This window comes from Mycobacterium sp. NGS67 (assembly GCF_059812185.1).
Map to the genome: position 1 here is coordinate 89,484 of NZ_JCALCF010000001.1, position 24,340 is coordinate 113,823.

A 24,340-nucleotide genomic window follows, 5' to 3' on the forward strand; every position below is an offset into this window, starting at 1 on the left:
GGTTCGAAGCTCACTGCGTCTCCTTCACTCGGCACGGACGTCGAACCTGTCGAAATAGAAGTCGAAGCGTGCGCGCAAGTCGTCCGCCGAGATTCCGAAGTGCCGCTGCAGGTCGTAACGGATGCGGCCGTGCTTGCCGCGCGGATTACCGTCGAGATACTTCTGGAAACGACGACGCACCTGGTCGGTCAGTTCCACACTCCCCCGGCGATAAAGCTCTTCCAGCAACGGCATTTCGTTGCCGTTGAGCTGGTGGAAGCTGATGTCGATGCTGCGTTCTTCGGGGACCAAACCCCGGTCCCGCACGCAGGCGCTGAGCAATCTGTGCACCCGGTCGCTCCAGTAGTCCAGGAGCCAGTCCGGGTCGATACTGTTGCGGCGCAGCCGATCCGAGTACGCCATCATGGTGACCGCGGACTGGATCACCGCGGCGGGATCTCGGTGAGTGAAGGCCACCGTCGCATCCGGAAAGGTCGCCATCAGTGGACCGAGCTGCTCGCAGTGCTGCGGGCTCTTGAGGATCCAGGTCCGGGGCCCACGAAGAAAGGTCAACGCCTGCAACACCTTACGCAGGTAGGCGTAGTGCCGGTGCTGGTCCAGCATCAGGTAGTGATCACGCCAATCCGGCACCCGGGCATGCCATTCCAGGACATAGCTGGCCAAATCCAGGTCCAGCAGTTCGACCTCCTCCTCGATCGCCTCGGGGAAGCGGTCGTGCATGGCGGCCACCAGCGGTGCGCTGGCCATCAGGGCGTCGTGCTCGGCCTTGGTGCGCGTGTAGCGAGGATCCACACCATGCGCGTCTGGGCCCTGTCCGCGGGCCGGGATCGGATCCTGGCTTTCCCAATAGGGCAGCGCGCGCCGGCGCGGATCGGCGGCGAGCAAATTGACCAGATGCGTAGTACCCGACCGCGGCATCCCGACGACGATGAAGGGCTGCTCGATCGGAATCGACTCGATTTCCGGGTAACGCCTGAGCAGGTCGGTCAGCGACAGCCGGTTGCGCAACAGGCGAACCACCCGCTGCCGCAAGCTCGATCGGGTGAGCTGGCGCAGCCCGTCGTCGGCCTCGATCGCGGCCACATGCGCGAGCAGGCGATCGGCGAAACCGTCGGTGTCGTCGAGGTCGTCGAGGTCGGCCTGTTCCCGCGCCTCATCCAGCATCTTCTCGATGTCGAATCGGACCGGCCTGGCCTCGGTGAACTCCACGATCTGACGTTGGATATCGGTGAGCCGGGGCGACGTCAGATCGTCGAGGTCGACGTCCGGGCCCGCAGCATTCACCCTTGCCCTCCTCGGCCGGTCAGCCAGTCGAATATATCCACTGGCGGCGGTAGGTTCAGCCAGGTGATAGTGGGGTCGTTCCTGGCCGAGGCCGCTGCGGCTGTGGACAACAAACTCAACGTCTCCGGCGGAGTGTTGCTGCGCTTCGCCGTCGAGCAGGATCGGCTGGCCCAGTTCCTTCTGGTGGTGCTCACCCAGGCGGAGACCGGTAATCCGGACCGACGGGTAGAGGTCGAGATCAGGCCCCCGACCGACGACGAGCCGCTGAACATCGAATTCGAATTGCCCGAAGCCGCCACCACCGCCGAGCTCGGATTCGCCATCTTTCCCATCGAGGTGACGCTGCCCGTCAACGGCCGTTGGGTGTTGGTGGTGACGGGAGGGGCGGGAATGATCTCGCTTCCGCTGATCGTAAGTGGTTAGGTCTACCCATGGGGACGCCGTATCAGCCTGGCAATCCGGACGAGCCACGTTGGGAGCAGCCACAGAGCTACCAGACGCCGCAATACTTCCAGCAGCCGCCGGGTTACCCGAGTCAGCCGCCGGGATATCCGGCCCAACCGGGTTACCCGGCACAGCAGGGTTATCCCGGAGGCTACGCAGTCGATCCCCAGGCGCCCTACGGCCGCGACCCGGCGACCGGGCAGCCGCTGTCGGACAAGTCAGGCACCACCGCGGGACTGTTGCAGCTGTTCTTCGGCACGTTCGGGGTCGGCCGGTTCTATCTGGAATCCACCCAGATCGCGACCATCCAGTTGTGCCTGGGGATGGGCGGACTCGTCTTCACCATCTTCTGCTTCATCGGGTTTCCGCTCCTGCTTGCCGCCAGCATCTGGGGCCTGGTCGACGCGATCATGATCTTCACCGGAAGCGTGCCCGACCAGTACGGCCGCAAACTGCACTGATCGGGGCCGTACCGTTCCGCGAGGGTCCGCAAAATGTACGGCGTAGTGTCAGTTTTCTGGCATTTTGGGGACCCTCGTGCGAGTCAGCCGACCGACACAGACGCCATCGTCAGCCCCCGGCTCCGGCTGGAGCGACCGCCTTTCGGATGACGGCCGGATAACAGTTTCTGACCCCAAAATGTCGCGGTTCGGCAAGTCGCGGTCGGCTTTTCGCGACGGCAATTTACCGTCGCCTCGTGCACCGTCGAACCGCCCTCAAGCTGCCGCTCGCGCTGGCCCTCGGGGCGGCGCTGACCCGCGCGCCGCGCGCCGCGGGGGAGGCGGGCCGCTGGCCGACCGACCGCGCCCACAACTGGTATCAAGCGCAGGGTTGGCTCGTCGGGGTCAACTACATCACCTCGACCGCCATCAACCAGTTCGAGATGTTCCAAGCCGGGACTTTCGACGCCAGGCGCATCGACAACGAGTTGGGCGCGGCCCGATTCTTCGGGATGAACACGGTACGAGTTTTCCTGCACGACCAACTGTGGGCCCAGGACCGACAAGGCTTCCAGACCCGGCTGGCGCAGTTCGTCAGCATCGCGGCGCGCCACGGCATCAAACCGCTCTTCGTGTTCTTCGATTCCTGCTGGGACCCGTTCCCGCGGATCGGCCGCCAGCGGGCACCCACGCCCGGTGTGCACAACTCCGGTTGGGTGCAGAGCCCGGGCGCCGAGCGCCTCGACGACTCCCGCTACGCCACCGTGTTGTACGAGTACGTCACCGGAGTGTTGAGCCAGTTCCGCAACGACGACCGCGTGCTCGGGTGGGACCTGTGGAACGAGCCGGACAATCCGGCCCGCGAGTACCGCAAGGTGGAGCGCAAGGACAAAATCGAGAAGGTGGCGGCGCTGCTGCCCCAGGTGTTCCGCTGGGCGCGTGCGGTGGATCCGGTCCAGCCGTTGACAAGCGGTGTGTGGCAAGGAAATTGGGGCGACGCCGGACGTCGCAGTGCGATCGCCGATATTCAGCTGGACAACGCTGACGTGATCACGTTTCACAGCTATGCCCCGCCGGGCGAATTCGAGGGTCGCATCAACGAGCTCATGCCGTTCGGGCGGCCGATCATCTGCACCGAGTACCTGGCGCGCTCGCTGGGCAGCACGGTCGAAGGTGTGTTGCCTATCGCCAGGCGGCACAACGTGGGCGCGCTCAACTGGGGATTGGTGGCGGGCAAGACCCAGACGTACCTGCCGTGGAGTTCGTGGGACCGCCCGGTCACGACGCCGCCCAAGCAGTGGTTCGCCGACCTGCTGCAGCCGGATGGCCGGCCGTTCAAGGACGGGGAAATGCAGACGATCAAGAAGCTGGCCAGCGGGCAGGGTCAGGACTGATTCGGCCCGTCCCGGCGCTGCACGGCGGATCCGGGTGTCGCGATCAGCCGGCGGAATTAACTTGCCGCACCGGGCCTTTCGACCCATGTAGGTCCAGGTTTTGCACCCGATTCCGCCGTGCCCCAGGTCGCCCCGGTGTGATGCGTCTGGTTCCCACCGCGCCGCTTCGCGGTGTACATCGCTCTGTCGGCATCGGCGGCCATCTGGCGCAACATGTTGTCCACATTGTCACTGTCGGCACCGCGCAACGCGTTCGTGACAACCCCGACACTGGCGGTGACGGGGAAGGGAATGGCCGCTACCGACTCACAGAGGCACTGCCCCCACTTCTGCGACGTCCGAGTCTCGACGATGTCGGCGAGCAGAAATTCTTCACCGCCGACACGTCCAATCAACGCTTTGTCTCCCGAAGCGGTGCGCAACGCGTTGCCCACAGCCACCAGCGCGGCGTCCCCGCTGGCATGGCCCAGGCTGTCGTTGAGGTCTTTGAAGCGATCGAGGTCGACCATCGCCACTGCGAGTACCTCCGAGTCGGGCGCGGTGAGCATCCGGCCGATCACCGCGCGGGTGAAGGCACGCCGGTTGAGCAGACCGGTCAGCGGGTCACTGTCGGAACGCAGCAGGTCGGCTCCCAGTGCGCGCACCATCATCTGGATGGCCAACGGCACGATCACATTGAGCTCGAGCACCAGAAAATACCCGGAGACCGCCAACATGGCCTCACCGGCCGCCGCGACACGCACCGCTTCGAACGCGCCGACAGCCGACGCCAACGCGAAGTTCAACACCATGTAGGGCGCCGTATGAAAGAACGCGACGTAGCCGCCCGAAACAGCCAAGGCGGTACACGACAGGAGGCCGACCACCGCCTGGGATTGCCATAAGCAGCCACCGGCGATGGTCACACACCCGATGACGCCATACACCAACGACTGGCGCCGGGTCGGCCAACGAGTCAGCCACAACACCGCCATGCCTATCCCCGCCGCCGCGGCCAACAAAGCCGGTCCCAGGACGACGCGGCGATCAATCGGCGCCGGACCCCACAGCGCGTTGACGGGAACCAGCGCAAGAGAAACCGCGAACAGGGCCAGCACCCGTCGCGCGACGGTGCTCAGTTGTCGAGACTGCAAGTAGCCGCTGATCCAGTCAAAGTGGTCGGGCTGGCGCCACCACGTCCGTAGCCACCTCATCGAGAATCCCCTGATACCCCAGTCACGCGCGGCGATCGATCCGCCACAATCTCATGGATGCGCGATAAAGCGCACAGGAATACTCCTGACGCTATCGAACACCCCGTCAACCAATTAGCTTGTTAGCACATCATTGTGTCAACGGCTAATACACGTAGGGTTTTTGCTGTTGAACGCGATGAGCATCCATTTATCGGTTTCCCGGCAGTGCAATTTCCGGTTACGTGCCTGGGCGGGGAACAAACGTCGGTACTGCGTTTGGACGACGCTTCTGGCGTGAACACCCCTTGATGCGTGGGCGCCGATACATGGCGACCGGCGCAAGCCACCACAGGTCCGGAAATCCGGAATGAACGAGAAGGGATGAACATGGCACTTGACGATGACGACATCACGACAGCTGGCGGCGGCGGAGAAGGTACGGCCGACGGCGGCTCCAATCCCGAAGGTCATGACGGCGGCGCCGACGGAACCGCCGACGAGCAGGACAGCGGCAGCGCGGGTGAGGGTCCGGCCGACGGCGGCTCGAACCCCGAAGGTCACGACGGCGGAGCCGACGGCACCGCCTGACCGCTGCTCAATGCTCAGCCGCTGCATAGCCACCGATGCTGGGTTGTTCGCAACCCAGCATTGGGGCCGCCGCCCCCTGCTCAGCCGTGCGCAGGAGTTGCCACGTGATTTCGGCGACCTCATGTCGCCGTCCGCGGTCGACGAACTGATCAGCGAGCGTGGGGTCCGGGCGCCGTTCATCCGGATGGCCAAGGACGGCGCCGTGCTGGCCCGAAGCTGCTACACCGGTTCGGCCGGCTTCGGCGCGGAGATGCCGGACCAGGTCGATTCGGCAAAAGTATTGGCGGAGTTCACATCTGGCTCGACGATCGTCCTGCAGGGATTGCACCGGTTGTGGCCGCCGCTGATCGACTTCGTGCGTTCCATGGTCGACGATCTGGGTCGTCCCGTGCAGGCGAACGCCTACGTGACCCCGCCCGGCAGTTGCGGATTCGACCCGCACTACGACGTCCACGACGTGTTCATCCTGCAGGCGTCGGGCCAGAAGCACTGGACGGTGCATGAGCCCGTCCATAGCCATCCGCTGCCGTCGCAGCCGTGGACGGAGCACCGGGACGCGATCACCACGCGAATCAGCGACGAACCGGTCATCGACACGGTCCTGACGGCAGGCGACGCGCTCTACCTTCCCCGGGGTTGGGTGCATTCCGCCCGGTCCGTTGATGCCACGTCCATCCATCTGACCATCGGGGTGTCCGCCTTGACGCATCTGGACGTGGTGCGTGCCGTCGTCGACACCCTTGCCGAGGACAGCGAGTTCAGGAGGTCGCTGCCGCTGGGTGTCGACCCCACCAACCGCGACGAAATGACCGCGACGACAACCAAAGTCATGGCGCAGGTGATCGATGCCGTGCGCGAGCGCGCCGGTGAACTCAGCGGTCAGGCGGCTGCGTTGCTGTCCGATCGTCACGCTTCCAGCACCAGACCCGCCGCGGTCCGGGTACTTGCCACTCAGGAGGCCGCCGAATCGGCCGGTTCGATCTCGGTCCGATGGCGCCACGGACTCATCGGCACACCGCGACGCGAAGGCGACCGCGTGGTGCTGCGACTGCCGGACCGGACCATGACGTTTCCCGACTCGTGTGCCGCGGCGCTTGAGGCACTGCACCGCGGGTTGGTGGCCGATGCCGATTCCCTGCCCGGTCTCGATCGTGCGGACTCGATCGTGCTGATCCGCCGGTTGTTGCGTGAGGCTGTATTGGTGCCGGCGTGAGCGCGGCGAAGCCGACTCCGTGCAGCGACCAATCGTTGCTGCGCGATGACCCCATCTACGGCACCGCGGGGGCGGGGCACTCCTGGGTGATGCTCGAATTGTCCGGCGGTTGGGGCAAATCGGCGTTCCTGGACTCACCGGCGATCATCGATCGCGCACTCGGACGCCAGATCTGTCGTCGTATCGAGTCGGAACGCATGCGCGTCACCGCGATACGTCGGCCGGGACGTCGTTCCGAGACACCCCGCTGGCGATGGTTCATCGCCCAGTGTGACGAGGGCAGCGAGAAGCTCTACCGCGGGGAGGTGAGCGAACCTGGTGAGTATCTGGACATCGCGCTGGACGGGTCGCAGGGCACCGTGACGACCGACCCACTCGTCGCGGTGTGCGCGCACGGCAAGCACGACCAATGTTGCGCGGTGCGGGGGCGCGCCGCCGCCAAGGCCATCGCGGCGGAATATCCCGAGTTCGTCTGGGAATGTTCACATTTGGGCGGTGACCGGTTCGCGGCGACGATGCTGGTGTTGCCCGAGGGTCTGTGTTACGGCCGGGTCGATTCGACCGACTCCGCCCGTCTGGTGCGGTTGTACCTCGAGGGACGGCTGGACCACAGGTTTCTGCGCGGACGCACCTGCCTGCCGCATGTGGTGCAGGCCGCGCAGTACTTCGCCCGGGAAGCTTTCGGCGACGACCGGATCGACGCTCTGTCGCCGTTGAACATCGAACACCGGGACGACGGCATCCACGTCCGGCTCGCCGCTGATACCGGCGCGATCGAAGTCGTTGTCGCAGAACAGATGTCCGAACCGCTGCAATCCATGTGCCGCGCATCGGTGCTCGGCTCGGTACGCACCTACGTGCTGGTATCGGTGAAGTCGCACTAGGCTTTCGGCATGGCGGACATCATCGACCTCGTATACGCAGATCACGACTGGCTTCGCAGGCAATTCTTCCGGCTCGACGACGCGAAATCTCACGACGATCTCGCCGCGATCTGGAATGCCCTCGGTGCCCGCCTCGACGTCCATGCCGAGGCCGAGGAGGCGGTGTTTTACCCGGCACTGCTGAAGCACGGTGGCCGTGACCATCCCGGCAATCCCGAAGGGGATCCGGAGGACGAAACCGAAGACGCGATCACCGACCACAACGCAATTCGCGACGCGGTCCGTCGTTCGCGCCGGCACGAGCCAGGTAGCGATGAGTGGTTCGAGGCCGTCAACGAAGCCCGCGAACAGAACGGCAAACACCTCGACGAGGAAGAGCGCGAGGCGATGCCGGACTTCATCAAAAGCGCCTCGTTGAAGCTCCGGCATGAGGTGGCCATGCAGTGGGTGCAGTTCATCGCCGAACGCGAACGGATCAAAGGTGTCGACAACCGGGACAAGGACGCGGACGAGTACATCGAAAAGCATTCGTGAGTGCGCGAGAAGGGGTCTGATCGTCGGCAGTCACCCTGTGTTCATTCGCCGGTTCGATCCCTGCACCAGTCAAAGAACGATCTGCGACTGTGAATGGATCCGTATCACGGCCTACCCGACTTGGCCAGCACATGTAAACAAAACTTGACAGCGATTGCGCTGTCAACCACTCTTTACACGTGCAGATCGAGGAAAACGCCCGCAAGCACGGCGTGTCCGACGAGGACATGGTGCACGCGGTCGAGTTCGCGATCCGCATCATCGAACAGGAATACGACGGCGAGGTTCGTTTGCTCGTCATCGGCGCAGACCGCACCGGCACCCTGCTCGAAGTCGTCGTCGTGACGGATGAGCCCGAACGTATCATTCACGCCGACACACTCCGTCCGAAGTTTTATGGCTACCTCCAATGATCAAGCACCGCAACGCATTCCAACACACGAACTGTCCCCCCGCCCACACACCCTGACACTCCACAAATGAAGCGACCCACCATGACTGCAAAGCACCCCACCAAAACCAGCGCCGAGGATTGGCTGGACCAACTCGACGTCAATCCCGCTGACGCCCGCGACGCCAGCCACATGCGCCGCATCGCCGCGGCCACCAAAAACCTCCACGACGCAAGCGCCGAACTCACCGCCGCAGTCAAAGCTGCCAGAGCCGCCGGCGACTCCTGGGCCATGATCGGCACCGCCATGGGCGTCAGCCGCCAGGCCGCCTTCCAACGGTTCGGAAAAATCGCGCCATGAAAACCTACGCCGCATAGAAATGGCCCTTCCGCTGTGTAAACAACGTCGGGGCTTTGGCGGTGGCGGAGGGATTTGAACCCTCGGACGGTTTTAGCCGTCACACGCTTTCGAGGCGTGCTCCTTAGGCCGCTCGGACACGCCACCGCCGAGCAGCTTACCGAACCAACCGCGTCTCACCCCAATCGCTGCCGGGCGAAGAACTCCTCGAGCGGCGCGGCACACTCCGCGGCGAGCACTCCCCCGCGCACCTCGGGACGGTGATTGAGCCGGCGATCGCGAACCACGTCCCACAGCGAACCGACCGCGCCGGTCTTCGGTTCCCACGCCCCGAACACCAGACGGCCCACCCGGGCCAACACCAGCGCGCCGGCGCACATCGTGCACGGCTCGACGGTCACCGCCAGCGTCGCCCCCGAAAGTCGCCAGCCGTCGCCGAGCACCGCACACGCCGCGCGCAGGGCCAAGACTTCGGCGTGCGCGGTGGGATCGCCGAGTGCCTCGCGGGCATTGACGGCCTGCCCCAGCAAAGCCCCGTCAGCGCCGACCACGACGGCGCCGATCGGAACATCGCGGGGCCCGGCCGTGCCCGCCACCGCCAGAGCGGCGCGGATCAACGACTCGTCGGAATTCACCGACCCAAGCGGTCGATCACCGCCGACAGCTGCTCGGCAAAACCCATCTCCCGCGCGATCCGCCCGAGTTGCTCGTCGGCGTACAAATCGGTCTCGTCGAGGATGACGCCCAGCACCGCCTCGGGCAGCCCGATGTCGGACAGCAAACCCAGGTCGCCTTCCTCGAACGGATCGGCGTCCTCGAGGTCCTCGGGGTCGATCTCGGCGTCCAGATTGTCCAGCACCTCGGCGGCGATGTCGTAGTCCAGCGCCGCCGTGGCATCCGAGAGCAGCAGCCGGGTGCCCGACGGCGCCGGCCGCACGATGACGAAGAACTCGTCGTCGACATCCAACAGCCCAAAGACGGCACCCGCGCTGCGCAACTCACGCAGCTCGGTCTCGGCTGCCGACAAACTGCTCAGCGAGTTAGTACCCATCGCCGAACAGCGCCACCGTCCTTCTTCGCGCACGACCGCGACGCCGAAGCCGTCCGGAACGTCCGAGGACGGGCCTGCTGCTGAAGCCCGTTGTGCTCCCATGGCCGCCTACGCTAGTCCCTGACCTGGCCCGTGGCCAGACGAAGCCCGGTCCAGGCGCCCACCCACGCAACGGTCTGTGCCAACCTTGGACTTGTGACTAAGACACCGGTTTGTGTACTCGGCCTGGGTCTGATCGGGGGATCGATCGTGCGGGCCGCCGCCGGAGCCGGCCGCGAGGTTTTCGGTTACAACCGGTCGGTGGAGGGCGCCGCGGGCGCTCGCGCAGACGGGTTCGACGCCACCACCGACCTGCACGAGACCTTGACCCGTGCCGCGGCCAGCAACGCCTTGATCGTGCTCGCCGTGCCGATGCCGGCCCTGCCGACCATGCTCGCCCGCATCCGCGAATCGGCGCCCGACTGTCCGCTGACCGACGTCACCAGCGTCAAGACCGCCGTCCTGGAGGAGGTGGACAAAGCCGGGCTGCTGCGCAAGTTCGTGGGCGGTCACCCGATGACCGGCACCGCGCACTCGGGGTGGACGGCCGGGCACGGCGGGCTGTTCAACCGGGCACCCTGGGTGGTCAGCGTGGACGATCACGTCGACCCGGAAATCTGGTCGATGGTGACGACGTTGGCCCTGGACTGCGGCGCGGTCGTGGTGCCGGCCAAATCCGACGAGCACGACGCCGCCGCGTCGGCCATCTCCCATCTGCCGCACCTGCTCGCCGAGGCGCTGGCCGTCACCGCCGCCGAAGTGCCGCTGGCCTTCGCGCTGGCAGCGGGTTCCTTCCGGGACGCCACCCGGGTCGCGGGCACCGCCCCGGACCTGGTGCGCGCGATGTGCGAGGCCAACACCAGCCAATTGGTGCCCGCCACCACTCGGATCATCGAATTGCTCAGCCGGGCCCGGGACTCGCTGGCGTCCAACGGATCGGTCGCCGACCTGGTCGACGAGGGCCACGCCGCGCGCACCCGCTACGAGAGCTTCCCGCGCTACGACATCGTCTCCGTCGTCGTCGGCGCGGAGAACTGGCAACAGCAACTGGCTGCGGCCGGTCGGGCCGGCGGGGTGATCAGATCCGCTCTGCCAACCCTGGATAGTCCACGATGAACCCGTCGGCGTCGACCGTCACCGTGGTGTCGGCCACCGGCGACCGCAGCTTGATACCGTCCAGCCGGCCCTCACTGGTGTAGCTCACGGTCGCCGCATCGACCGACATCTCCGGCACGTTAACGTAGACCATCGGCAGCGCGACCATGTCCGCCTTCTGATGGATGCCGAGGCGACGGATCGGCAGCGCGTTGAAGAACGGGCTGAACACCAGGTCGACGTCGAAGGCGCCGTTGTAACTCGCGCGGCGCTCGCCCTGGTGGTCGGTCACCAGCCACATGTTCTCCTCGTCGCGGGCGATGGCGAGCTGACGTTCCCGCTCGGCCAACGTGACGGTCAGCCCGAATCGCTTGGTCGCCCCGGACTCGTCGGTCTGCAGTTCGTAAAACGCGCCGAAGGCCGGGTTGGCGTCGCTGGCCGCGGCCACGATACGGCCGTTTGCCTTGATTCGCTTGCCGGAGAACTGAACTCGCACCGACTCCATGCGCGAGCAATCCTGGGCACGCCACGTCATCATCGCCGGCGAGACACGCTGAGATGGGTCAGAGGGGGCTGCGTTCACACGTCTACCGTAGGACCTCTCGGGTGACCGCGACACGTTTGTCGGTAACTGCAAGGTCAATTCCGTGGCCAGGCCTGCTCAACCGCCCAGACCCGGGCGCCGAAGCCCACACCGCCGATGCCAGCAGTCCGTCCAGCAGCAGGGCCAACCCGGCCACCATCACCGCACCGACCAGCGCAATGTGGAATTGCCGTTCCTTGATCCCGTCGATGAGGTAGCGACCCAATCCGCCCAGGCTTGCGTAGGCGGCCACCGTCGCCGTGGCCACCACCTGCAACGTGGCACTGCGCAGCCCACCGAGCATCAGCGGCAGCGCGTTGGGCACCTCCACCCGCAGCAGCACCTGCCGCTCGGTCATGCCCATCGCGCGCGCGGCGTCGACCACGAGCGGGTCCACGTTGGCAACACCGGCATAGCTGCCGGCCAGCAGCGACGGAACGCCCAGCAGCATCAGCGCCACGATCGGCGGGCCCAGACCCAGACCGAACATCAGTACCCCGAGCAGCAGTACGCCCAGGGTCGGCAACGCTCGTAGCCCGTTGACCGCGCCGACCACCAGCACCTGGCCGCGCCCGGTGTGCCCGATGACCAGCCCCAGCGGGATGGCGATGACCGCTGCCGCCGCCACCGCCAATGTGGTGTATTCCAGGTGTTCAAAGGTGCGGGCGGCCAGCCCGGTGGGTCCGGTCCAGTTGCTCGCCGTGGTCAGGAACGACAGCGCTTGTGCGACGAAGTTCATCGGGCGCCGCCCACGATCGGTGCCGGAATGCGCCGGCGGCGTTCCCACGGGGTCAGCACCCGCCCGACCACGCTGATCAGCGCGTCGATGGCCACCGCCAGCACGAACAAGGCGATGATTCCGGCCACGATCTGCTCGCTCTTGTTGGTCTGGAATCCCGTGGTGAACCAGGCGCCCAATCCACCGATGCCGATCACCGCGCCCACCGACACCATCGCGATGTTCGTCGCCACCACCACCCGCAGCCCGGCCACCAGGACCGGGATCGACAGCGGCAATTCGACTTTGAGCATCCGGGCGATCGGCGAATAACCGACCGCGATGGCCGCGTCCCGAACCGGCACCGGCACCGCGTCCAGCGCCTCCAATACCGCCCGCACCAGCAACGCGGTGGTGTAGGCGCTCAGCGCGACGACGACGTTGGCCTCGTCGAGGATCCGGGTGCCGATGATCATCGGCAGCACCACGAACAGCGCCAACGACGGGATGGTGAAGATGACGCTGGCGGTCGCGGTGGTCATCCGGCGCGGCAGCGGGGCGCGCTGCACCGCCAGGCCGAGCGGGATGGCGATCACCAGTCCGATCAGCACCGGGACCAGCGACAGCCGCAGATGGATCACGGTCAGCGCCCACGCGGTGTCCAGGTGTGTCAACAGGTAGCGCATCAGGGCCGCCTGCGGGATTCCACTTCGGCCAGCACATCGGCGGCCAGGACGCCGCCGACCGCCCGGTGCGCCTCGTCCACGGCGACACCCATCGACGACGGCGAGGACAGGGCCGCATCCAGCGCCTGGCTGAGGTTGCCGCCGAGGTGGAACACCGAACCGACCGCCGTCATGGTCTCCGAGAGCGGTCGCCCGTCGCGATGCCGACGCAGTCCGTCGCCGTCGATCCAACCTTGCGGAACCCCGTCGTCGACCACCAATGTCCAGCCGTCCCGAAGCTCGGCGTCGGGCAGGGCATGCAACGGAATTTGTGTGATGTCGTGCAGCGCCAGCCCGCCGGCGTCCAGAAGCTGCAACCAGCGGTAGCCGCGACCCAGGCCGATGAACCTGCCGACGAATTCGCTCGCCGGGCGTGACAGCAGCCGCGCGGGTTCGTCGTACTGCTGCAGCACTCCGCCCGGGCCGAACACCGCGACCCGGTCGGCGAGGCGCAGCGCCTCGTCGATGTCGTGGGTGACGAAGACGATGGTTTTGTGCAATTCGCTTTGCAGACGCAGCATTTCGTTCTGCAGCGTGTGCCGCACGACGGGGTCGACGGCGGAGAACGGCTCGTCCATCAACAGGATCGGTGGGTCGGCGGCCAGGGCGCGGGCCACCCCGACGCGCTGCTGTTCCCCGCCAGAGAGTTGCCCGGGGTAGCGGGTGGCGAGCTCAGGGTTCAGCCCGACGCGTTCGAGCACCTGGTAGGCGGCGGTGCGGGCGGCGCGCCGGGACTGGCCGTTGAGCACCGGCACGGTGGCGACGTTGTCGATCACCCGTTGGTGGGGCAGCAATCCCGCGTTCTGGATGACGTAGCCGATGCCGCGGCGCAGGCGCACCGCGTCGACGGTCGACACGTCGGCACCGTCGACGGTGATGGTGCCCGACGTCGGGTCGATCATCCGGTTGATCATGCGCAGCGCCGTGGTCTTGCCACAGCCGGACGAGCCGACGAACACCGTGAGCTTGCCGACGGGGATTTCGATGCTCAACCGGTCCACGGCCGTCGCGCCATCGCCGAACACCTTGCTGACGTTGTCGAAGGTGATCACGTCAGTGCCCGATCGGGTGATCGAAGCCGTTGTCCTGCAACCATTTCCGGGCGGCTTGGTCGGGATCGACGCCGCCGTTGCCGGATACCGCGGCGTTGAGTTCGGCCACGCCCTGCGTGGTCAGCTTCGCCGACACCGCGTCCAACACGTCTTTGAGTCGATCGGACTTCTTCTGCGAATTCACCAGCGGCACAATGTTGCCGGCCAGGAAGTTGTGCTCCGGATCCTCGAGCACCACCAGACGGTTCTGCAGCACGGCCGGGGAGGTGCTGAAGACGTTGGCCGCATCGACCCTTCCCTCCACCAGAGCCCGCACGGTCACCGGACCCCCGCCGTCGTCGACGGGCACGAAATTTCCCGGACTGATATCGAGCCCGTATTTCTGCTTGAGTCCGGGTAATCCGGCGGGGCGGGTGGCGAACGCCGACGGCGCTGCGAAGCGCACCTCGGCGGAGTGGGCGGCCAGGTCTTCGATGGTCTTGAGGTTCCAGTTCGCCGCTGTCGCAGCGGTGACGGTGACGGTGTCGGTGTCCGAGGCCGGTGACGGCGTCAGGATGGACAGATCGCCGGGCAACCGCCGGTAAAGCTGCAACTCGACAACGTCCAGCACCGTCGCCGTGGCATGGGGCTCGAAGTAGAGCAACAGATTGCCGATGTACTCCGGCACCAAGTCGACGGAATGATCCTTGAGCGCCGGGATGTAGGTCTCGCGGCTGCCGATCCCCAGCCGCCGCCCGACGTCGAAGCCGTTGGCTTGCAACGCTTGTGCGTAGATTTCAGCGACTATCATCGACTCGGGGAAATCGCCGGACCCCACCACGATCGACCGTGGGCCCCCGGCGCCGGACCCGAACGGATCGGGATTGCTGCATGCCGCGGCCAGGCAGACGGCTGCCACGGCGAGCGTCACGCGCCGCAGCAGTCTCACACGGCCGACACTATCTCCAGTTTTCCCGCGTGGTTTGGTTTCAATCGGTGCAGGAAGGGAGAAAGATATAACTATGAGCAGCAATCCCTCTGGCTCGCCGTCAACCGACAAGCCGTCGTCCGGCAAGACCCCGGCGCTGACCCCGGAAGAGCGGTCGCGTCCGCTCCCCAAGGACAGGGCGTCCACCTTCACCCGCGCCGGTGCGCTCTGGGGAGCGCTCACCGGTGGTTTCCTGGTCTTGATCCTGCTGTTGATCTTCATCACCCAGAACACCGAGTCGGCCTCGTTCGCGTTTCTCGGTTGGCGTTGGACCTTGCCGCTGGGGGTGGCCATGCTGGTCGCAGCCATCGGCGGCGGCCTGATCACCGTCGCGGTGGGCACCGCGCGCATGGTGCAGTTGCGCCGCGCGGCCAAGAAGAATCTGACGGCCGGGATCCGCTAGCTCAACCGCGCGATCTCCGCCAGCCCGCGGGAGATCAACGGCGCCACCACCTCGGGTGCGTCGTCGGAGGTGTCCTTGCCGTCGGCCTGCTCGGACATCCGCCGCCGGAAGTCGATACCCGCCGCGATGATGGCCAGCTTGAAGTACGCCAGCGCCATGTAGAACTCCCACTGACCGAGCGGCTGACCGGAGACCAGTGAGTAGCGGTCGGCCAGTTCGTCGGCCGACGGCAGCAGCGGCGACGTCCAGGCGGCCTGGGTGTCGATGATCAGGTCCAGCGCCGGGTCGCGGTAGACACACATCAGGGCGGCGTCGCTGATCGGATCGCCCAACGTGGAGAGCTCCCAGTCCACCACCGCGCGCACCGTCGTCGGGTCGTCGGCGTCCAGGATGGTGTTGTCGATGCGATAGTCGCCGTGCACGATCGAGGTGCGACTCTGCTGCGGAATGGCTTGTTGCAGAGCCGAATGCAAGCGCTTGACGTCGTCGTCGCGGCGGTCGTCGGACAGGCGCACCAGGTCCCACTGCGAGCCCCACCGGCGCACCTGACGCTCCAAGTAGCCGCTGGGTTTCCCGAAGTCGCCCAGTCCCACGGATTCCGGGTCGATGCTGTGCAGATCGACCAGCACCCGGATCAGCGCGTCGACGCAGCCGTCGATGGCGCGCCGGCCGAGCGACTCGAGTTGGCCCCGTCGGCGGACCACCTGACCGTCGATGAATTCGACGATCTGAAACGGACCGCCCAGCACCGAGTCGTCCTCACACAGGGCGATGGTGCGTGCCACCGGCACCGCGGTGTCCTGCAGCGCGGCCACCACTTTGTATTCGCGGCCCATGTCGTGCGCGGACGGCGTGAGTCCGTGCAGCGGCGGACGCCGGACCAGCCAGCTCGTCTCGTCGTCGTAGACCCGAAAGGTCAGATTGGAGCGGCCACCGGAGATGAACTCGCCGCGCAGTTCGCCCTCACGCGCGACGCCGAGTGGACGCAGATAACCGTCCAATGCGGCCAGGTCCAGGCCGTCGAGTCGGTCCACCGAAGTCACCGGACTTGTTTACCACGCACGCTAGAACCGTTGGTTTCGCGGCAGCAGGTCCCAGACGTGCTCGGTCGCGTTGACCGTCGCGACCGTCGCCTGGCCGGTCCGGGAGAACAGCAACCGCGTCACCGACGCGTAGTCGATCGGAAACGACAACAGCCGGGCCGTGCCCAGGATCTCGTGCAGCACGACGTTGATCACGCCGCCGTGACTGAAAGCGGCGATCGTCTCGTCGGGATCGGCCGCGCTCACCAGATCGTCGACCGCGGCGCGCACCCGCGCCCGAAACGCCTCCTCGTCCACCGCGCTGGGCAGATGCCCCTGCGACATCCGCGCCCATTCCTCGGGGAACTCGTTGCGGATCTGCTCGACCGGAATGTAGGAATGCAGGTCGCGGTCGTACTCGGCCAACCGGTCGTCGATCTCGACGGCCAGCCCGCGGGCCTCGGCGACGGGCTCGCCGGTTTGAACGGCGCGGCGTTGCGGGCTGCTGACCACCCGGGAGATCGGGAACCGGGCAAGCGCCTTGGGCAGTCGCGCGACCTGCGCAAATCCGGTCTCCGAGAGGTCGGGGTCGGAACCCTGGCCGTGTTCGCTGCGCAGCGGTAACGCATGCCGAACCAGGAGCAGTTGCATGGCTCAACCCTTACACGACAGCGGGTGGAGAATGCTATTCTCCGTCCAGAGATTGGAGTGTGCGGGATGGTGGCTGTGAGCGGAACCGGGCTGGATACCGCGCTGCTGGGCCGATGGCTGGACACCGCTGGGGCCCCCGGCAACGGCGCCGAGCCGGTGCTCGAGCAACTCGGCGGCGGCTCGCAGAACACGCTGTACCTGGTGCAGCGTGGAGCGGAGCGCATGGTGCTGCGGATGCCCGGCCCGCGCGCCGACGCGTCCCGCATCGACGGGCTGCTGCGCGAAATCCGGTTGGTGCGCGCGTTGTCCGGCACCGACGTGCCACACGCGGAGCTGATCGCCGCCGACGAGACCGGAGCGGTGCTGGGCATGCCGTTCTACGTGATGAGCGCGATCGAGGGCTGGAGCCCGATGGACGGCGGATGGCGGCCCCCGTTCGACACCGACCTGACGGCGCGGCGCGAACTGGCGTTCCAGCTCGTCGAGGGCGCCGCGCGGCTGGGCCGGGTGGACTGGCGCGCGCAGGGTCTGGACGGTTTCGGCCGCCCGGACGGCTTTCACGAGCGCCAGGTGGACCGGTGGCTGACGTTTCTCGACGCGTACAAGGTGCGAGAGCTGCCGGGGCTGGACGAGGCCTCGGACTGGTTGCGCCGCAATCGGCCGGCGCATTACACGCCGGGCATCATGCACGGCGACTACCAGTTCGCCAACGTGATGTTCGCGCACGGGGCGCCGGCCCGGCTGGCTGCGATCGTGGACTGGGAGATGACAACGGTCGGTGACCCCTTGCTGGACCTGGCGTGGGCGCTGCTGGGTTACGACGGGGACGAACCGCGGGTCGACGGATTCTATCTGGACATGCGGGGGATGCCGTCGCGCAGTGAACTGCTGGAGCATTACGAGACGATCAGCGGACTGTCCACCGAGAACATCGACTACTACCTGGTGCTGGCCAACTGGAAACTGGGCATCGTGCTGGAGAAGACCTACGCAACTGGCGTGCGGACCGGAAAAGTGGACCCGAAGATCCAGGACGCGTTCGGGGCGATGATCCCCCAGCTGATCGCCACTGCCGCCGAGCTGTCCCGGGGGCGATGAAATGGGTTACGCACAACAACTTTTCGATCTCACCGACCGGGTGGTGCTGATCACCGGCGGCAGCCGCGGCCTGGGCCGGGAGATGGCGTTCGGCGCGGCCCGTTGCGGCGCCGATGTGGTGATCGCCAGCCGCAACATGGACACCTGCGTGGCCGTCGCCAAGGACATCGAGTCCGAAACCGGCCGCACCGCTTTGCCCTATCAGGTGCACGTGGGCCGCTGGGATCAGCTCGACGGGTTGGTCGAGGCGACGTACGACGCGTTCGGCAAGGTCGACACGCTGATCAACAACGCGGGCATGTCGCCGCTGTACGACAAGCTGACCGACGTCACCGAGAAGTTGTTCGACTCGGTGCTCAACCTCAATCTCAAAGGGCCGTTCCGGCTTTCGGCTCTGGTCGGCGAGCGGATGGTGGCCGCGGGGAGTGGTTCGATCATCAACGTCAGCACCGCCGGCTCGCTGCGACCCACCCCCGACATCGTTCCCTACGCCTGCGCCAAGGCCGGGCTCAACGCGATGACCGAGGCGCTGGCCAAAGCGTTCGGGCCGACCGTGCGGGTCAACACGCTGATGGCCGGGCCGTTCCTGACCGACGTCAGCAAGGCCTGGAACCTCGACCAGGCCACCCGCAACCCGTTCGAGCATCTCTCACTCAAGCGCGCTGGCGATCCTGCCGAAATCGTCGGTGCCGCTTTGTTTCTGGCCTCGGACGCATCCAGTTTCACCACCGGCTCGATCGTGCGGGCCGATGGCGGTATCCCCTAACCCGAGGAGCATTCGTATGGCATGGGACTTTTCCACCGAGCCCGAGTTCGAACAGAAACTGCAGTGGGTCCGTGATTTCGTCCGCAACGAGGTCGAACCACTCGAAGTGCTGTTCCCCGGCTGCGAATTCCTGCCCCTGAACGACGAGCGTCGCCGCATCGTCGACCCGCTCAAACAACAGGTGCGCGACCAGGGTTTGTGGGCGCCGCATCTGGGTCCCGAGCTTGGCGGGCAGGGTTTCGGTGCGGTCAAACTCACGCTGATCAACGAGATCCTGGGCCGCAGCCCGTGGGCGCCGATCATCTTCGGCACCCAGGCTCCCGACACCGGCAACGCCGAGATCATCGCCCGCTTCGGCACCCAGGAGCAGAAGGACCGCTACCTGCAGGGCCTGCTCTCCGGGGAGATCTTCTCCTGCTTCTCCATGACCGAGCCGCAGGGCGGTGCCGACCCGCGGGTGTTCACCACCCGAGCGGTCCGCGACGGTGACGAGTGGGTGATCACTGGCCGGAAGTTCTTCTCCTCCAACGCATCCGTCGCCTCGTTCTTCATCGTGGTGGCGATCTCCGACCCCGACGTGCCCGTCCACTTCGGCGCGTCGACCTTCCTGATCCCGGCGGGCACACCGGGGCTGACCATCGAGGCCAACCACCACCTCGTCGGCTCGGACCCGCACGAACCGGGGCACTCCCTGGTCCGCTACGACGACGTGCGGGTCGGCGCCGACGCGCTGCTCGGTGAGGCGGGACAGGGCTTTTTGATCCTGCAAACCCGGCTGGCCGGCGGCCGGTTGCACCACGCGATGCGCTCGCTCGGGGTGGCCCACCGTGCCGTCGAGATGATGTCGCGCCGGGCGAAAAGCCGCTTCACGCAAGGCAGTTCGCTGGCCGACAAGCAGCTGGTGCAGGAGTTCATCGCCGACTCCTACACCGAGCTGACGCCGTTCCGGCTGACTGTGCTGCACGCGGCGTGGCTGATCGACAACGGCGACGAGCGCGCCGCCCGGGCCGAGATCGCCACCTGCAAGATCCTGGCCTCCCAGGTGCTCAAATCGATCGGGATGCGCGCGATCCAGGTCCACGGCGCGCTCGGGCTCAGCGACCAGTTGCCGCTGGTGAACGTGTTGCTCGGCGGCATCGCACTGGGGTTGGCCGACGGTCCGACCGAGGCGCACAAGGTGAACCTGGCCCGGATGCTGCTCAAGGGTTACGACGCCGAGGAAGGCGAGTGGCCCAGCGAGATGCTCGACGTACGCCGCGAGGCGGCGCTGAAGAAGTACGCCGGTTTGGTCGATCGCGTTCCCGCCCTGCCTGATTCGCCATGACCAACCGGGTTGCGGCGGCAGTCGAGCGCGCGCTCGACGACCGGCAGCGCGGCGCCACCGAGGAGGTGGAGCGCATCCTGGCCGCAGCGGTGCGGGTGATGGAACGGGTGGCCCCCGAGCCGCCGCGGGTCACCGACATCGTCGCCGAGGCCGGTTCGTCGAATAAGGCGTTCTACCGGTACTTCGCCGGCAAGGACGACTTGATCCTGGCCGTGCTGGAGCGCGGTGTCGGAATCGTCGTGTCCTACCTGGAGCACCAGATGGCCAAGGAGTCCGATCCGCAGGACAGGGTGGCCCGCTGGATCGAGGGCACCTTGGCGCAGGTCGCTGATCCGCACCTGATCAGCATGAGCCGCGCGGCCGCCGGGCAGATGTCGAATTGGCTTGTCACGGACCGGGAGATGATGCGGCCGTTGCGGGATCTGCTCGTCGAGCCGGTCGCCGCACTGGGCAGCTCCGACGTCGATCGGGATGTCGAGGCCGTCTACGGTGGCACGGTGGCGATGATGCGGCGGTACGTGGGATCGTCCGATGGGCCGGGCCCGCTGGACATCGAGCATCTGGTGCGGTTCTGCTTGCGCGGGCTGGGAGTGGGTTGATGCGGGCGATTGTCTGCACTGCCTACGGTCCTCCGGAGGATCTGGTACTCGTCGATGTCGACGACCCGGTGCCGGCGCCGGGTCAGGTGCTGGTGCGGGTACACGCTGCGGCGGTGAATTTTCCGGACGTGTTGTTCGTGGCGGGTAAGTACCAGGTGAAGATCCCGCCGCCGTTCACACCGGGCAACGAGATCGCCGGCGAAGTCGTGGCCGTCGGTGACGGCGCCGCTTTCCAGGTGGGCCAGCGCGTATTCGGCACCACCTTCGGGGCCTTCGCCGAGCTGGCACTGCTGGATGCCGCCACCGGGGAGCCGATTCCCGACGGTGTCGACTTCGCTGCTGCCGCAGCGTTCGGCGTGACGTATCGGACCGCCTACCACGCGCTGCGGTCGGTAGCCCAAGTGGCAGAGGGTGATTGGGTTGTGGTGCTCGGGGCGGCCGGTGGCGTGGGACTGGCCGCCGTCGACTTGGCGGTGAGCATGGGCGCGCGGGTGCTGGCCGCGGCGTCCAGCCCGGAAAAGCTCGACCTGTGCCGGCAACGTGGCGCCGAAGCCGCCGTCGACTACGACAACGAGGACTTCAAGCTACGCATCCGCGAACTCACCGGTGACAGCGCGCGCGTGGTGCTCGACCCGGTGGGCGGGTCCTACGCGGAGCCGGCGCTGCGCGGTCTGGCCCGCGGCGGGATCTTCGTCACCCTGGGCTACGCCGCCGGTTCCATTCCGGCCATTCCGCTGAATCTGGTTATGCTGAAGGACATCACGATCCGCGGCATGGAAATTCGCACCTTCATGAGCGACTACCCGAAGCAGTGCACGCGGGACATCGCCGAGCTGTCGAAGTTGTTCGCGGACGGCAGGATACGGCCTCATATTGGCGCCCGCTTCCCGTTGGCCCAAACCGCCGCCGCGCTGCGCTATGTCGCCGACCGCAAAGTGCTCGGCAAGGTGATCATCGACGTCCCGTAACCCCGGCGAGCAGACGCAAAAGCCCCTCAATTCGGCACGAATTGGGGGCTTTTGCGTCTGCTCGCGCTCAAGGGGTGACGATGTTGAAGTTCGGGTCCGGATCGTCGAGCGCCCCGATCAACGACTGCAGCGCCGCCTGATCGCCGGATAACTCCAACCCGGGTGAGGTGAAGTCGCCGATCGCCACCAGCAGCAGCCGAGACTTGTTGGCCAGCTTGACAGTAACGGTCGCGGTGTCGGGATCTGCCGGTGTGCGGCGATGCACGAGCACGCCGTTGCGCAGGCTCAACCGGTAGTTGACATCCGCGTCGGTGAAGGTGACGTCGACGGAGAGGTCGAGATCCCAGCTGCGGGGGCCGTTCACCCGAATGGCCAGGCTGTCGAACACCTGATCCGGGGTCAACTGCGACAGCAGAGACGGCGAGGTGATCTGCGTCGCCGTGCCGAAATTGCCCACCCGCAGTTCGGTGGCGCCACTGACGAAGAAGTTTCGCCACGTCGCGTTCTCCGCGCCGTAGCCCAACTGTTCCAACGTATCGGCATAGAGCTCACGCGCCGCCGCGTGGTGCTCGTCGGTGAACATGGCGTGATCGAGTAGCGTTGCGGCCCAGCGGAAGTCGCCGGAATCGAATGCGGCCCGGGCAAGTTCGACGACTCGGTCAATGCCGCCGATGGCCTCGACGTAGCGCGGACCGAGGGCTTCGGGCGGGTGCGGCCACAACCGGCCCGGGTTGCCGTCGAACCAGCCCATGTAGCGCTGGTAGACCGCTTTCACGTTGTGGCTGACCGACCCGTAGTACCCGCGGGCATGCCACGCCTGGTCCAATGCCGGTGGCAGTTGGAACATTTCGGCGATCTCCGCCCCGGTATAGCCCTGATTCAGCAGCCGCAGCGTCTGGTCGTGCAGATACGCGTAGAGGTCTCGCTGCAGCGACAGGAATTCGACGATCCGGTCGTGGCCCCAGGTCGGCCAGTGGTGGGAGGCGAACACTACGTCGGCGCGATCGGCGAAACTGTCGATCGCTTCGGTGAGATAACCCGACCAGGCACGCGGATCGCGGACCAGTGCACCGCGCAGCGTCAGCAGGTTGTGCAGGTTGTGGGTGGCGTTCTCGGCCATGCACAGCGCGCGGAATCGCGGGAAATAGAAATGCATTTCGGCGGGCGCCTCGGTGCCGGGCGCCATCTGAAACTCGATCTCCACCCCGTCGATGGTGTGCGTCTCCCCTGTCGTCCGGATGTCGACGGTGGGCACGATCAACGCGACTTCACCTACCGATCCAGCCTGGCCCAGCCCACAACCGACCTGCCCCTGCGGCCCACGATCCAGCAACGAGCCGTACATATAGGACGCGCGGCGCGTCATCGCCGGCCCGGCATAGACGTTCTCCTGGACGGCGTGCGCGGTAAACCCTTCCGGCGCCAGCACCGCCACCTTTCCGGCATCCACGTCAGCCTGCGAGGTGACTCCGAGCACGCCACCGAAATGGTCACCGTGGCTATGGGTGTAGATCACCGCGACGACGGGACGCTCACCGCCGCGATGGGTCCGGTACAACTCCATCGCGGCCGCGGCTGTCTCGGTGGAGATCAGCGGGTCGATCACGATCACTCCGGTGTCGCCCTCGATGAAGCTGATGTTGGAGAGGTCCAGTCCGCGGACCTGGTAGATGCCCGGCACCACTTCGTACAGACCCTGTTTGGCCGCCAGCGTCGATTGCCGCCACAGGCTGGGGTGCACCGACGTGGGCGCCGGACCGTCCAGGAAGGCGTAGGCGTCGTTGTCCCACACCACCCGGCCGTCGGCTGCCTTGATCACGCACGGGGACAGCGCGGCTATGAAACCACGGTCGGCGTCGTCGAAATCCCTTGTGTCGTGCAGCGGTAGCGAGTGCTTGCCGTGCGCCGACTCGATGACTGCGGTAGGGGGCTTGTGGTCCATCGGTCCTACCTTTCCACCCTCGCGGGACGCCAGAAAGAGGAAAATCTTTTTCGTTCTGCCTAGCAATTCAGTCCACTTTCCGCGCATACTGCCGTGGCGGACCGCACTGAAGACGGGCCGTTTCATTGGGCAAAGGAGCACAGGTGAAGCGTGGACTGACGGTCGCGGTGGCCGGAGCGGCCATTCTGGTCGCGGGTGTTTCGGGTTGTTCGAGTGACAAGCCAAAGTCGAGCAGCAGCAGTTCTTCGTCGGCAGCCAGCGGAGGCGGCGGCGCTTCCGGCACCAAGGTCCTCATCGACGGCCAGGACCAGAACGTGACCGGGACGACGGTATGCACCAATGCGGGCGGCACCGTCAACATCGCGATCGGCGGCTCGGCCACCGGTATCGGCGCGGTGCTCTCCGACGCCAACCCTCCCGAGGTGAAGTCGGTCGCGCTCGGCAACGTCAACGGGGTTTCCCTCGGCTACGCCCCCGGGACACCTGACGCCAAGGCAGAGGCGACCAAGAACGGCAACTCCTACAAGATCAGCGGCACCGCCACCGGCGTGGACATGGCCAACCCCATGCAGCCGGTCAAGAAGTCGTTCGAGATCAACGTCACCTGCTCGGGCTGACGATCTGAGGCGAGG

29 protein-coding genes and 1 tRNA gene are annotated in these 24,340 nt (G+C 66.3%); 17 read left to right on the forward strand and 13 right to left on the reverse strand.

The features are described from left to right. Window positions 1-24: 24 nt before the first annotated feature. Entirely contained in the window at window positions 25-1,284 is a 1,260-nt protein-coding gene (locus tag AC5Y4D_RS00475; protein ID WP_500036119.1) for a sulfotransferase family protein, read from the reverse strand. Between the two features lie 63 nt (window positions 1,285-1,347). Between AC5Y4D_RS00475 and AC5Y4D_RS00480 the strand changes: the two genes are divergently transcribed. The 3 genes from AC5Y4D_RS00480 to AC5Y4D_RS00490 all read left to right on the forward strand — a co-directional run bounded on the left by AC5Y4D_RS00480 (window position 1,348) and on the right by AC5Y4D_RS00490 (window position 3,562). After that, window positions 1,348-1,707 (forward strand): hypothetical protein, encoded by a 360-nt coding sequence (locus tag AC5Y4D_RS00480; protein WP_499946238.1) that lies wholly within the window; start codon window positions 1,348-1,350, stop codon window positions 1,705-1,707. An 8-nt stretch (window positions 1,708-1,715) separates the two neighbouring features. Further along, the gene (locus tag AC5Y4D_RS00485) at window positions 1,716-2,189 is read left to right on the forward strand and encodes a TM2 domain-containing protein (RefSeq protein WP_500036120.1); all 474 of its coding nucleotides are present in this window, start codon (window positions 1,716-1,718) and stop codon (window positions 2,187-2,189) included. A 236-nt stretch (window positions 2,190-2,425) separates the two neighbouring features. Continuing rightward, a complete protein-coding gene (locus AC5Y4D_RS00490) occupies window positions 2,426-3,562 on the forward strand; it encodes a cellulase family glycosylhydrolase (protein WP_500036121.1) in 1,137 nt (378 codons plus the stop codon). A 56-nt stretch (window positions 3,563-3,618) separates the two neighbouring features. Here AC5Y4D_RS00490 and AC5Y4D_RS00495 read toward each other — a convergent pair whose 3' ends face one another. Continuing rightward, window positions 3,619-4,755 carry a GGDEF domain-containing protein gene (locus AC5Y4D_RS00495; RefSeq protein ID WP_500036122.1) on the reverse strand — a complete coding sequence of 379 codons (1,137 nt, stop codon included), beginning with the start codon at window positions 4,753-4,755 and terminating at the stop codon, window positions 3,619-3,621. Window positions 4,756-5,124: 369 nt separating this feature from the next. On the opposite strand from AC5Y4D_RS00495, the gene AC5Y4D_RS00500 reads away from it, so the two are divergent. The 6 genes from AC5Y4D_RS00500 (at window position 5,125) to AC5Y4D_RS00525 (ending at window position 8,708) form a co-directional block, all read left to right on the forward strand. After that, window positions 5,125-5,325 (forward strand): hypothetical protein, encoded by a 201-nt coding sequence (locus tag AC5Y4D_RS00500; protein WP_499946242.1) that lies wholly within the window; start codon window positions 5,125-5,127, stop codon window positions 5,323-5,325. A gap of 10 nt (window positions 5,326-5,335) precedes the next feature. Continuing rightward, on the forward strand, window positions 5,336-6,538 hold the full coding sequence (locus AC5Y4D_RS00505) for a cupin domain-containing protein (RefSeq protein ID WP_500036123.1): 1,203 nt from the start codon (window positions 5,336-5,338) through the stop codon (window positions 6,536-6,538). Then, a complete protein-coding gene (locus tag AC5Y4D_RS00510; protein ID WP_500036124.1) occupies window positions 6,535-7,422 on the forward strand; it encodes a ferredoxin family protein in 888 nt (295 codons plus the stop codon). The genes AC5Y4D_RS00505 and AC5Y4D_RS00510 overlap by 4 nt, the downstream gene beginning before the upstream one ends. Before the next feature lie 9 nt (window positions 7,423-7,431). After that, on the forward strand, window positions 7,432-7,956 hold the full coding sequence (locus AC5Y4D_RS00515; protein WP_500036125.1) for a hemerythrin domain-containing protein: 525 nt from the start codon (window positions 7,432-7,434) through the stop codon (window positions 7,954-7,956). A gap of 179 nt (window positions 7,957-8,135) precedes the next feature. After that, window positions 8,136-8,369, forward strand: coding sequence for a BrnT family toxin (locus tag AC5Y4D_RS00520; RefSeq protein WP_500036126.1), 234 nt, complete (start codon window positions 8,136-8,138; stop codon window positions 8,367-8,369). Between the two features lie 66 nt (window positions 8,370-8,435). Next, entirely contained in the window at window positions 8,436-8,708 is a 273-nt protein-coding gene (locus AC5Y4D_RS00525) for a hypothetical protein (RefSeq protein WP_499992645.1), read from the forward strand. 54 nt (window positions 8,709-8,762) lie between these two features. Here the strand turns inward: AC5Y4D_RS00525 and AC5Y4D_RS00530 are convergent. The 3 genes from AC5Y4D_RS00530 to AC5Y4D_RS00540 form a co-directional block, all read right to left on the reverse strand. Next, window positions 8,763-8,852: transfer RNA gene (locus tag AC5Y4D_RS00530), tRNA-Ser, on the reverse strand. 29 nt (window positions 8,853-8,881) lie between these two features. Beyond that, window positions 8,882-9,340, reverse strand: a complete 459-nt coding sequence (locus tag AC5Y4D_RS00535) for a nucleoside deaminase (RefSeq protein ID WP_500036127.1) — start codon at window positions 9,338-9,340, stop codon at window positions 8,882-8,884. Next, on the reverse strand, window positions 9,337-9,858 hold the full coding sequence (locus AC5Y4D_RS00540; protein WP_500036128.1) for a tRNA adenosine deaminase-associated protein: 522 nt from the start codon (window positions 9,856-9,858) through the stop codon (window positions 9,337-9,339). The genes AC5Y4D_RS00535 and AC5Y4D_RS00540 overlap by 4 nt, the downstream gene beginning before the upstream one ends. A 93-nt stretch (window positions 9,859-9,951) precedes the next feature. Between AC5Y4D_RS00540 and AC5Y4D_RS00545 the strand changes: the two genes are divergently transcribed. Continuing rightward, complete coding sequence (locus AC5Y4D_RS00545; RefSeq protein WP_500036129.1) at window positions 9,952-10,911, forward strand: prephenate dehydrogenase; 960 nt, start codon at window positions 9,952-9,954, stop codon at window positions 10,909-10,911. Here AC5Y4D_RS00545 and AC5Y4D_RS00550 read toward each other — a convergent pair. Genes AC5Y4D_RS00550 through AC5Y4D_RS00570 form a run of 5 tightly spaced genes read right to left on the reverse strand, consistent with a single transcriptional unit; the run spans window position 10,874 to window position 14,896 of the window. After that, a complete protein-coding gene (locus AC5Y4D_RS00550) occupies window positions 10,874-11,473 on the reverse strand; it encodes a putative glycolipid-binding domain-containing protein (RefSeq protein WP_500036130.1) in 600 nt (199 codons plus the stop codon). The two genes, AC5Y4D_RS00545 and AC5Y4D_RS00550, sit on opposite strands and share 38 nt — an antisense overlap. 4 nt (window positions 11,474-11,477) lie before the next feature. After that, on the reverse strand, window positions 11,478-12,212 hold the full coding sequence (locus tag AC5Y4D_RS00555; protein WP_500036131.1) for an ABC transporter permease: 735 nt from the start codon (window positions 12,210-12,212) through the stop codon (window positions 11,478-11,480). After that, window positions 12,209-12,877, reverse strand: coding sequence for an ABC transporter permease (locus AC5Y4D_RS00560; RefSeq protein WP_499943159.1), 669 nt, complete (start codon window positions 12,875-12,877; stop codon window positions 12,209-12,211). The genes AC5Y4D_RS00555 and AC5Y4D_RS00560 overlap by 4 nt, the downstream gene beginning before the upstream one ends. Continuing rightward, window positions 12,877-13,968 carry an ABC transporter ATP-binding protein gene (locus tag AC5Y4D_RS00565; protein ID WP_499943158.1) on the reverse strand — a complete coding sequence of 364 codons (1,092 nt, stop codon included), beginning with the start codon at window positions 13,966-13,968 and terminating at the stop codon, window positions 12,877-12,879. Before AC5Y4D_RS00565 ends, AC5Y4D_RS00560 begins: the two co-directional genes overlap by 1 nt. 1 nt (window position 13,969) lies before the next feature. After that, entirely contained in the window at window positions 13,970-14,896 is a 927-nt protein-coding gene (locus AC5Y4D_RS00570) for an ABC transporter substrate-binding protein (protein ID WP_499943157.1), read from the reverse strand. A gap of 73 nt (window positions 14,897-14,969) precedes the next feature. Between AC5Y4D_RS00570 and AC5Y4D_RS00575 the strand changes: the two genes are divergently transcribed. Continuing rightward, a complete protein-coding gene (locus AC5Y4D_RS00575; protein ID WP_499943156.1) occupies window positions 14,970-15,338 on the forward strand; it encodes a LapA family protein in 369 nt (122 codons plus the stop codon). Here AC5Y4D_RS00575 and AC5Y4D_RS00580 read toward each other — a convergent pair. Both AC5Y4D_RS00580 and AC5Y4D_RS00585 read right to left on the reverse strand, forming a co-directional pair. After that, window positions 15,335-16,381, reverse strand: coding sequence for a phosphotransferase family protein (locus AC5Y4D_RS00580; RefSeq protein WP_499943155.1), 1,047 nt, complete (start codon window positions 16,379-16,381; stop codon window positions 15,335-15,337). The genes AC5Y4D_RS00575 and AC5Y4D_RS00580 overlap by 4 nt on opposite strands. A gap of 21 nt (window positions 16,382-16,402) precedes the next feature. Then, the gene (locus AC5Y4D_RS00585; protein WP_499943154.1) at window positions 16,403-17,011 is read right to left on the reverse strand and encodes a histidine phosphatase family protein; all 609 of its coding nucleotides are present in this window, start codon (window positions 17,009-17,011) and stop codon (window positions 16,403-16,405) included. A gap of 66 nt (window positions 17,012-17,077) precedes the next feature. Between AC5Y4D_RS00585 and AC5Y4D_RS00590 the strand changes: the two genes are divergently transcribed. The 5 genes from AC5Y4D_RS00590 to AC5Y4D_RS00610 are packed head-to-tail and all read left to right on the forward strand — an operon-like array spanning window position 17,078 to window position 21,766. Next, window positions 17,078-18,109, forward strand: coding sequence for a phosphotransferase family protein (locus AC5Y4D_RS00590; protein ID WP_499943153.1), 1,032 nt, complete (start codon window positions 17,078-17,080; stop codon window positions 18,107-18,109). A 1-nt stretch (window position 18,110) separates the two neighbouring features. Next, window positions 18,111-18,875 carry an SDR family NAD(P)-dependent oxidoreductase gene (locus AC5Y4D_RS00595; RefSeq protein ID WP_499943152.1) on the forward strand — a complete coding sequence of 255 codons (765 nt, stop codon included), beginning with the start codon at window positions 18,111-18,113 and terminating at the stop codon, window positions 18,873-18,875. Between the two features lie 16 nt (window positions 18,876-18,891). Next, window positions 18,892-20,199: an acyl-CoA dehydrogenase family protein gene (locus AC5Y4D_RS00600; protein WP_500036132.1), complete on the forward strand. Its 1,308-nt coding sequence runs from the start codon at window positions 18,892-18,894 to the stop codon at window positions 20,197-20,199. Next, entirely contained in the window at window positions 20,196-20,798 is a 603-nt protein-coding gene (locus AC5Y4D_RS00605) for a TetR/AcrR family transcriptional regulator (RefSeq protein ID WP_499943150.1), read from the forward strand. The genes AC5Y4D_RS00600 and AC5Y4D_RS00605 overlap by 4 nt, the downstream gene beginning before the upstream one ends. Further along, a complete protein-coding gene (locus AC5Y4D_RS00610; protein WP_499943149.1) occupies window positions 20,798-21,766 on the forward strand; it encodes an NADPH:quinone oxidoreductase family protein in 969 nt (322 codons plus the stop codon). Before AC5Y4D_RS00605 ends, AC5Y4D_RS00610 begins: the two co-directional genes overlap by 1 nt. 67 nt (window positions 21,767-21,833) lie before the next feature. Here the strand turns inward: AC5Y4D_RS00610 and AC5Y4D_RS00615 are convergent, their stop codons facing one another. Further along, window positions 21,834-23,708 carry an alkyl/aryl-sulfatase gene (locus tag AC5Y4D_RS00615; RefSeq protein ID WP_499943148.1) on the reverse strand — a complete coding sequence of 625 codons (1,875 nt, stop codon included), beginning with the start codon at window positions 23,706-23,708 and terminating at the stop codon, window positions 21,834-21,836. A gap of 143 nt (window positions 23,709-23,851) precedes the next feature. Between AC5Y4D_RS00615 and AC5Y4D_RS00620 the strand changes: the two genes are divergently transcribed. After that, window positions 23,852-24,325, forward strand: a complete 474-nt coding sequence (locus tag AC5Y4D_RS00620) for a lipoprotein LpqH (protein ID WP_499943147.1) — start codon at window positions 23,852-23,854, stop codon at window positions 24,323-24,325. Window positions 24,326-24,340: the final 15 nt, after the last annotated feature.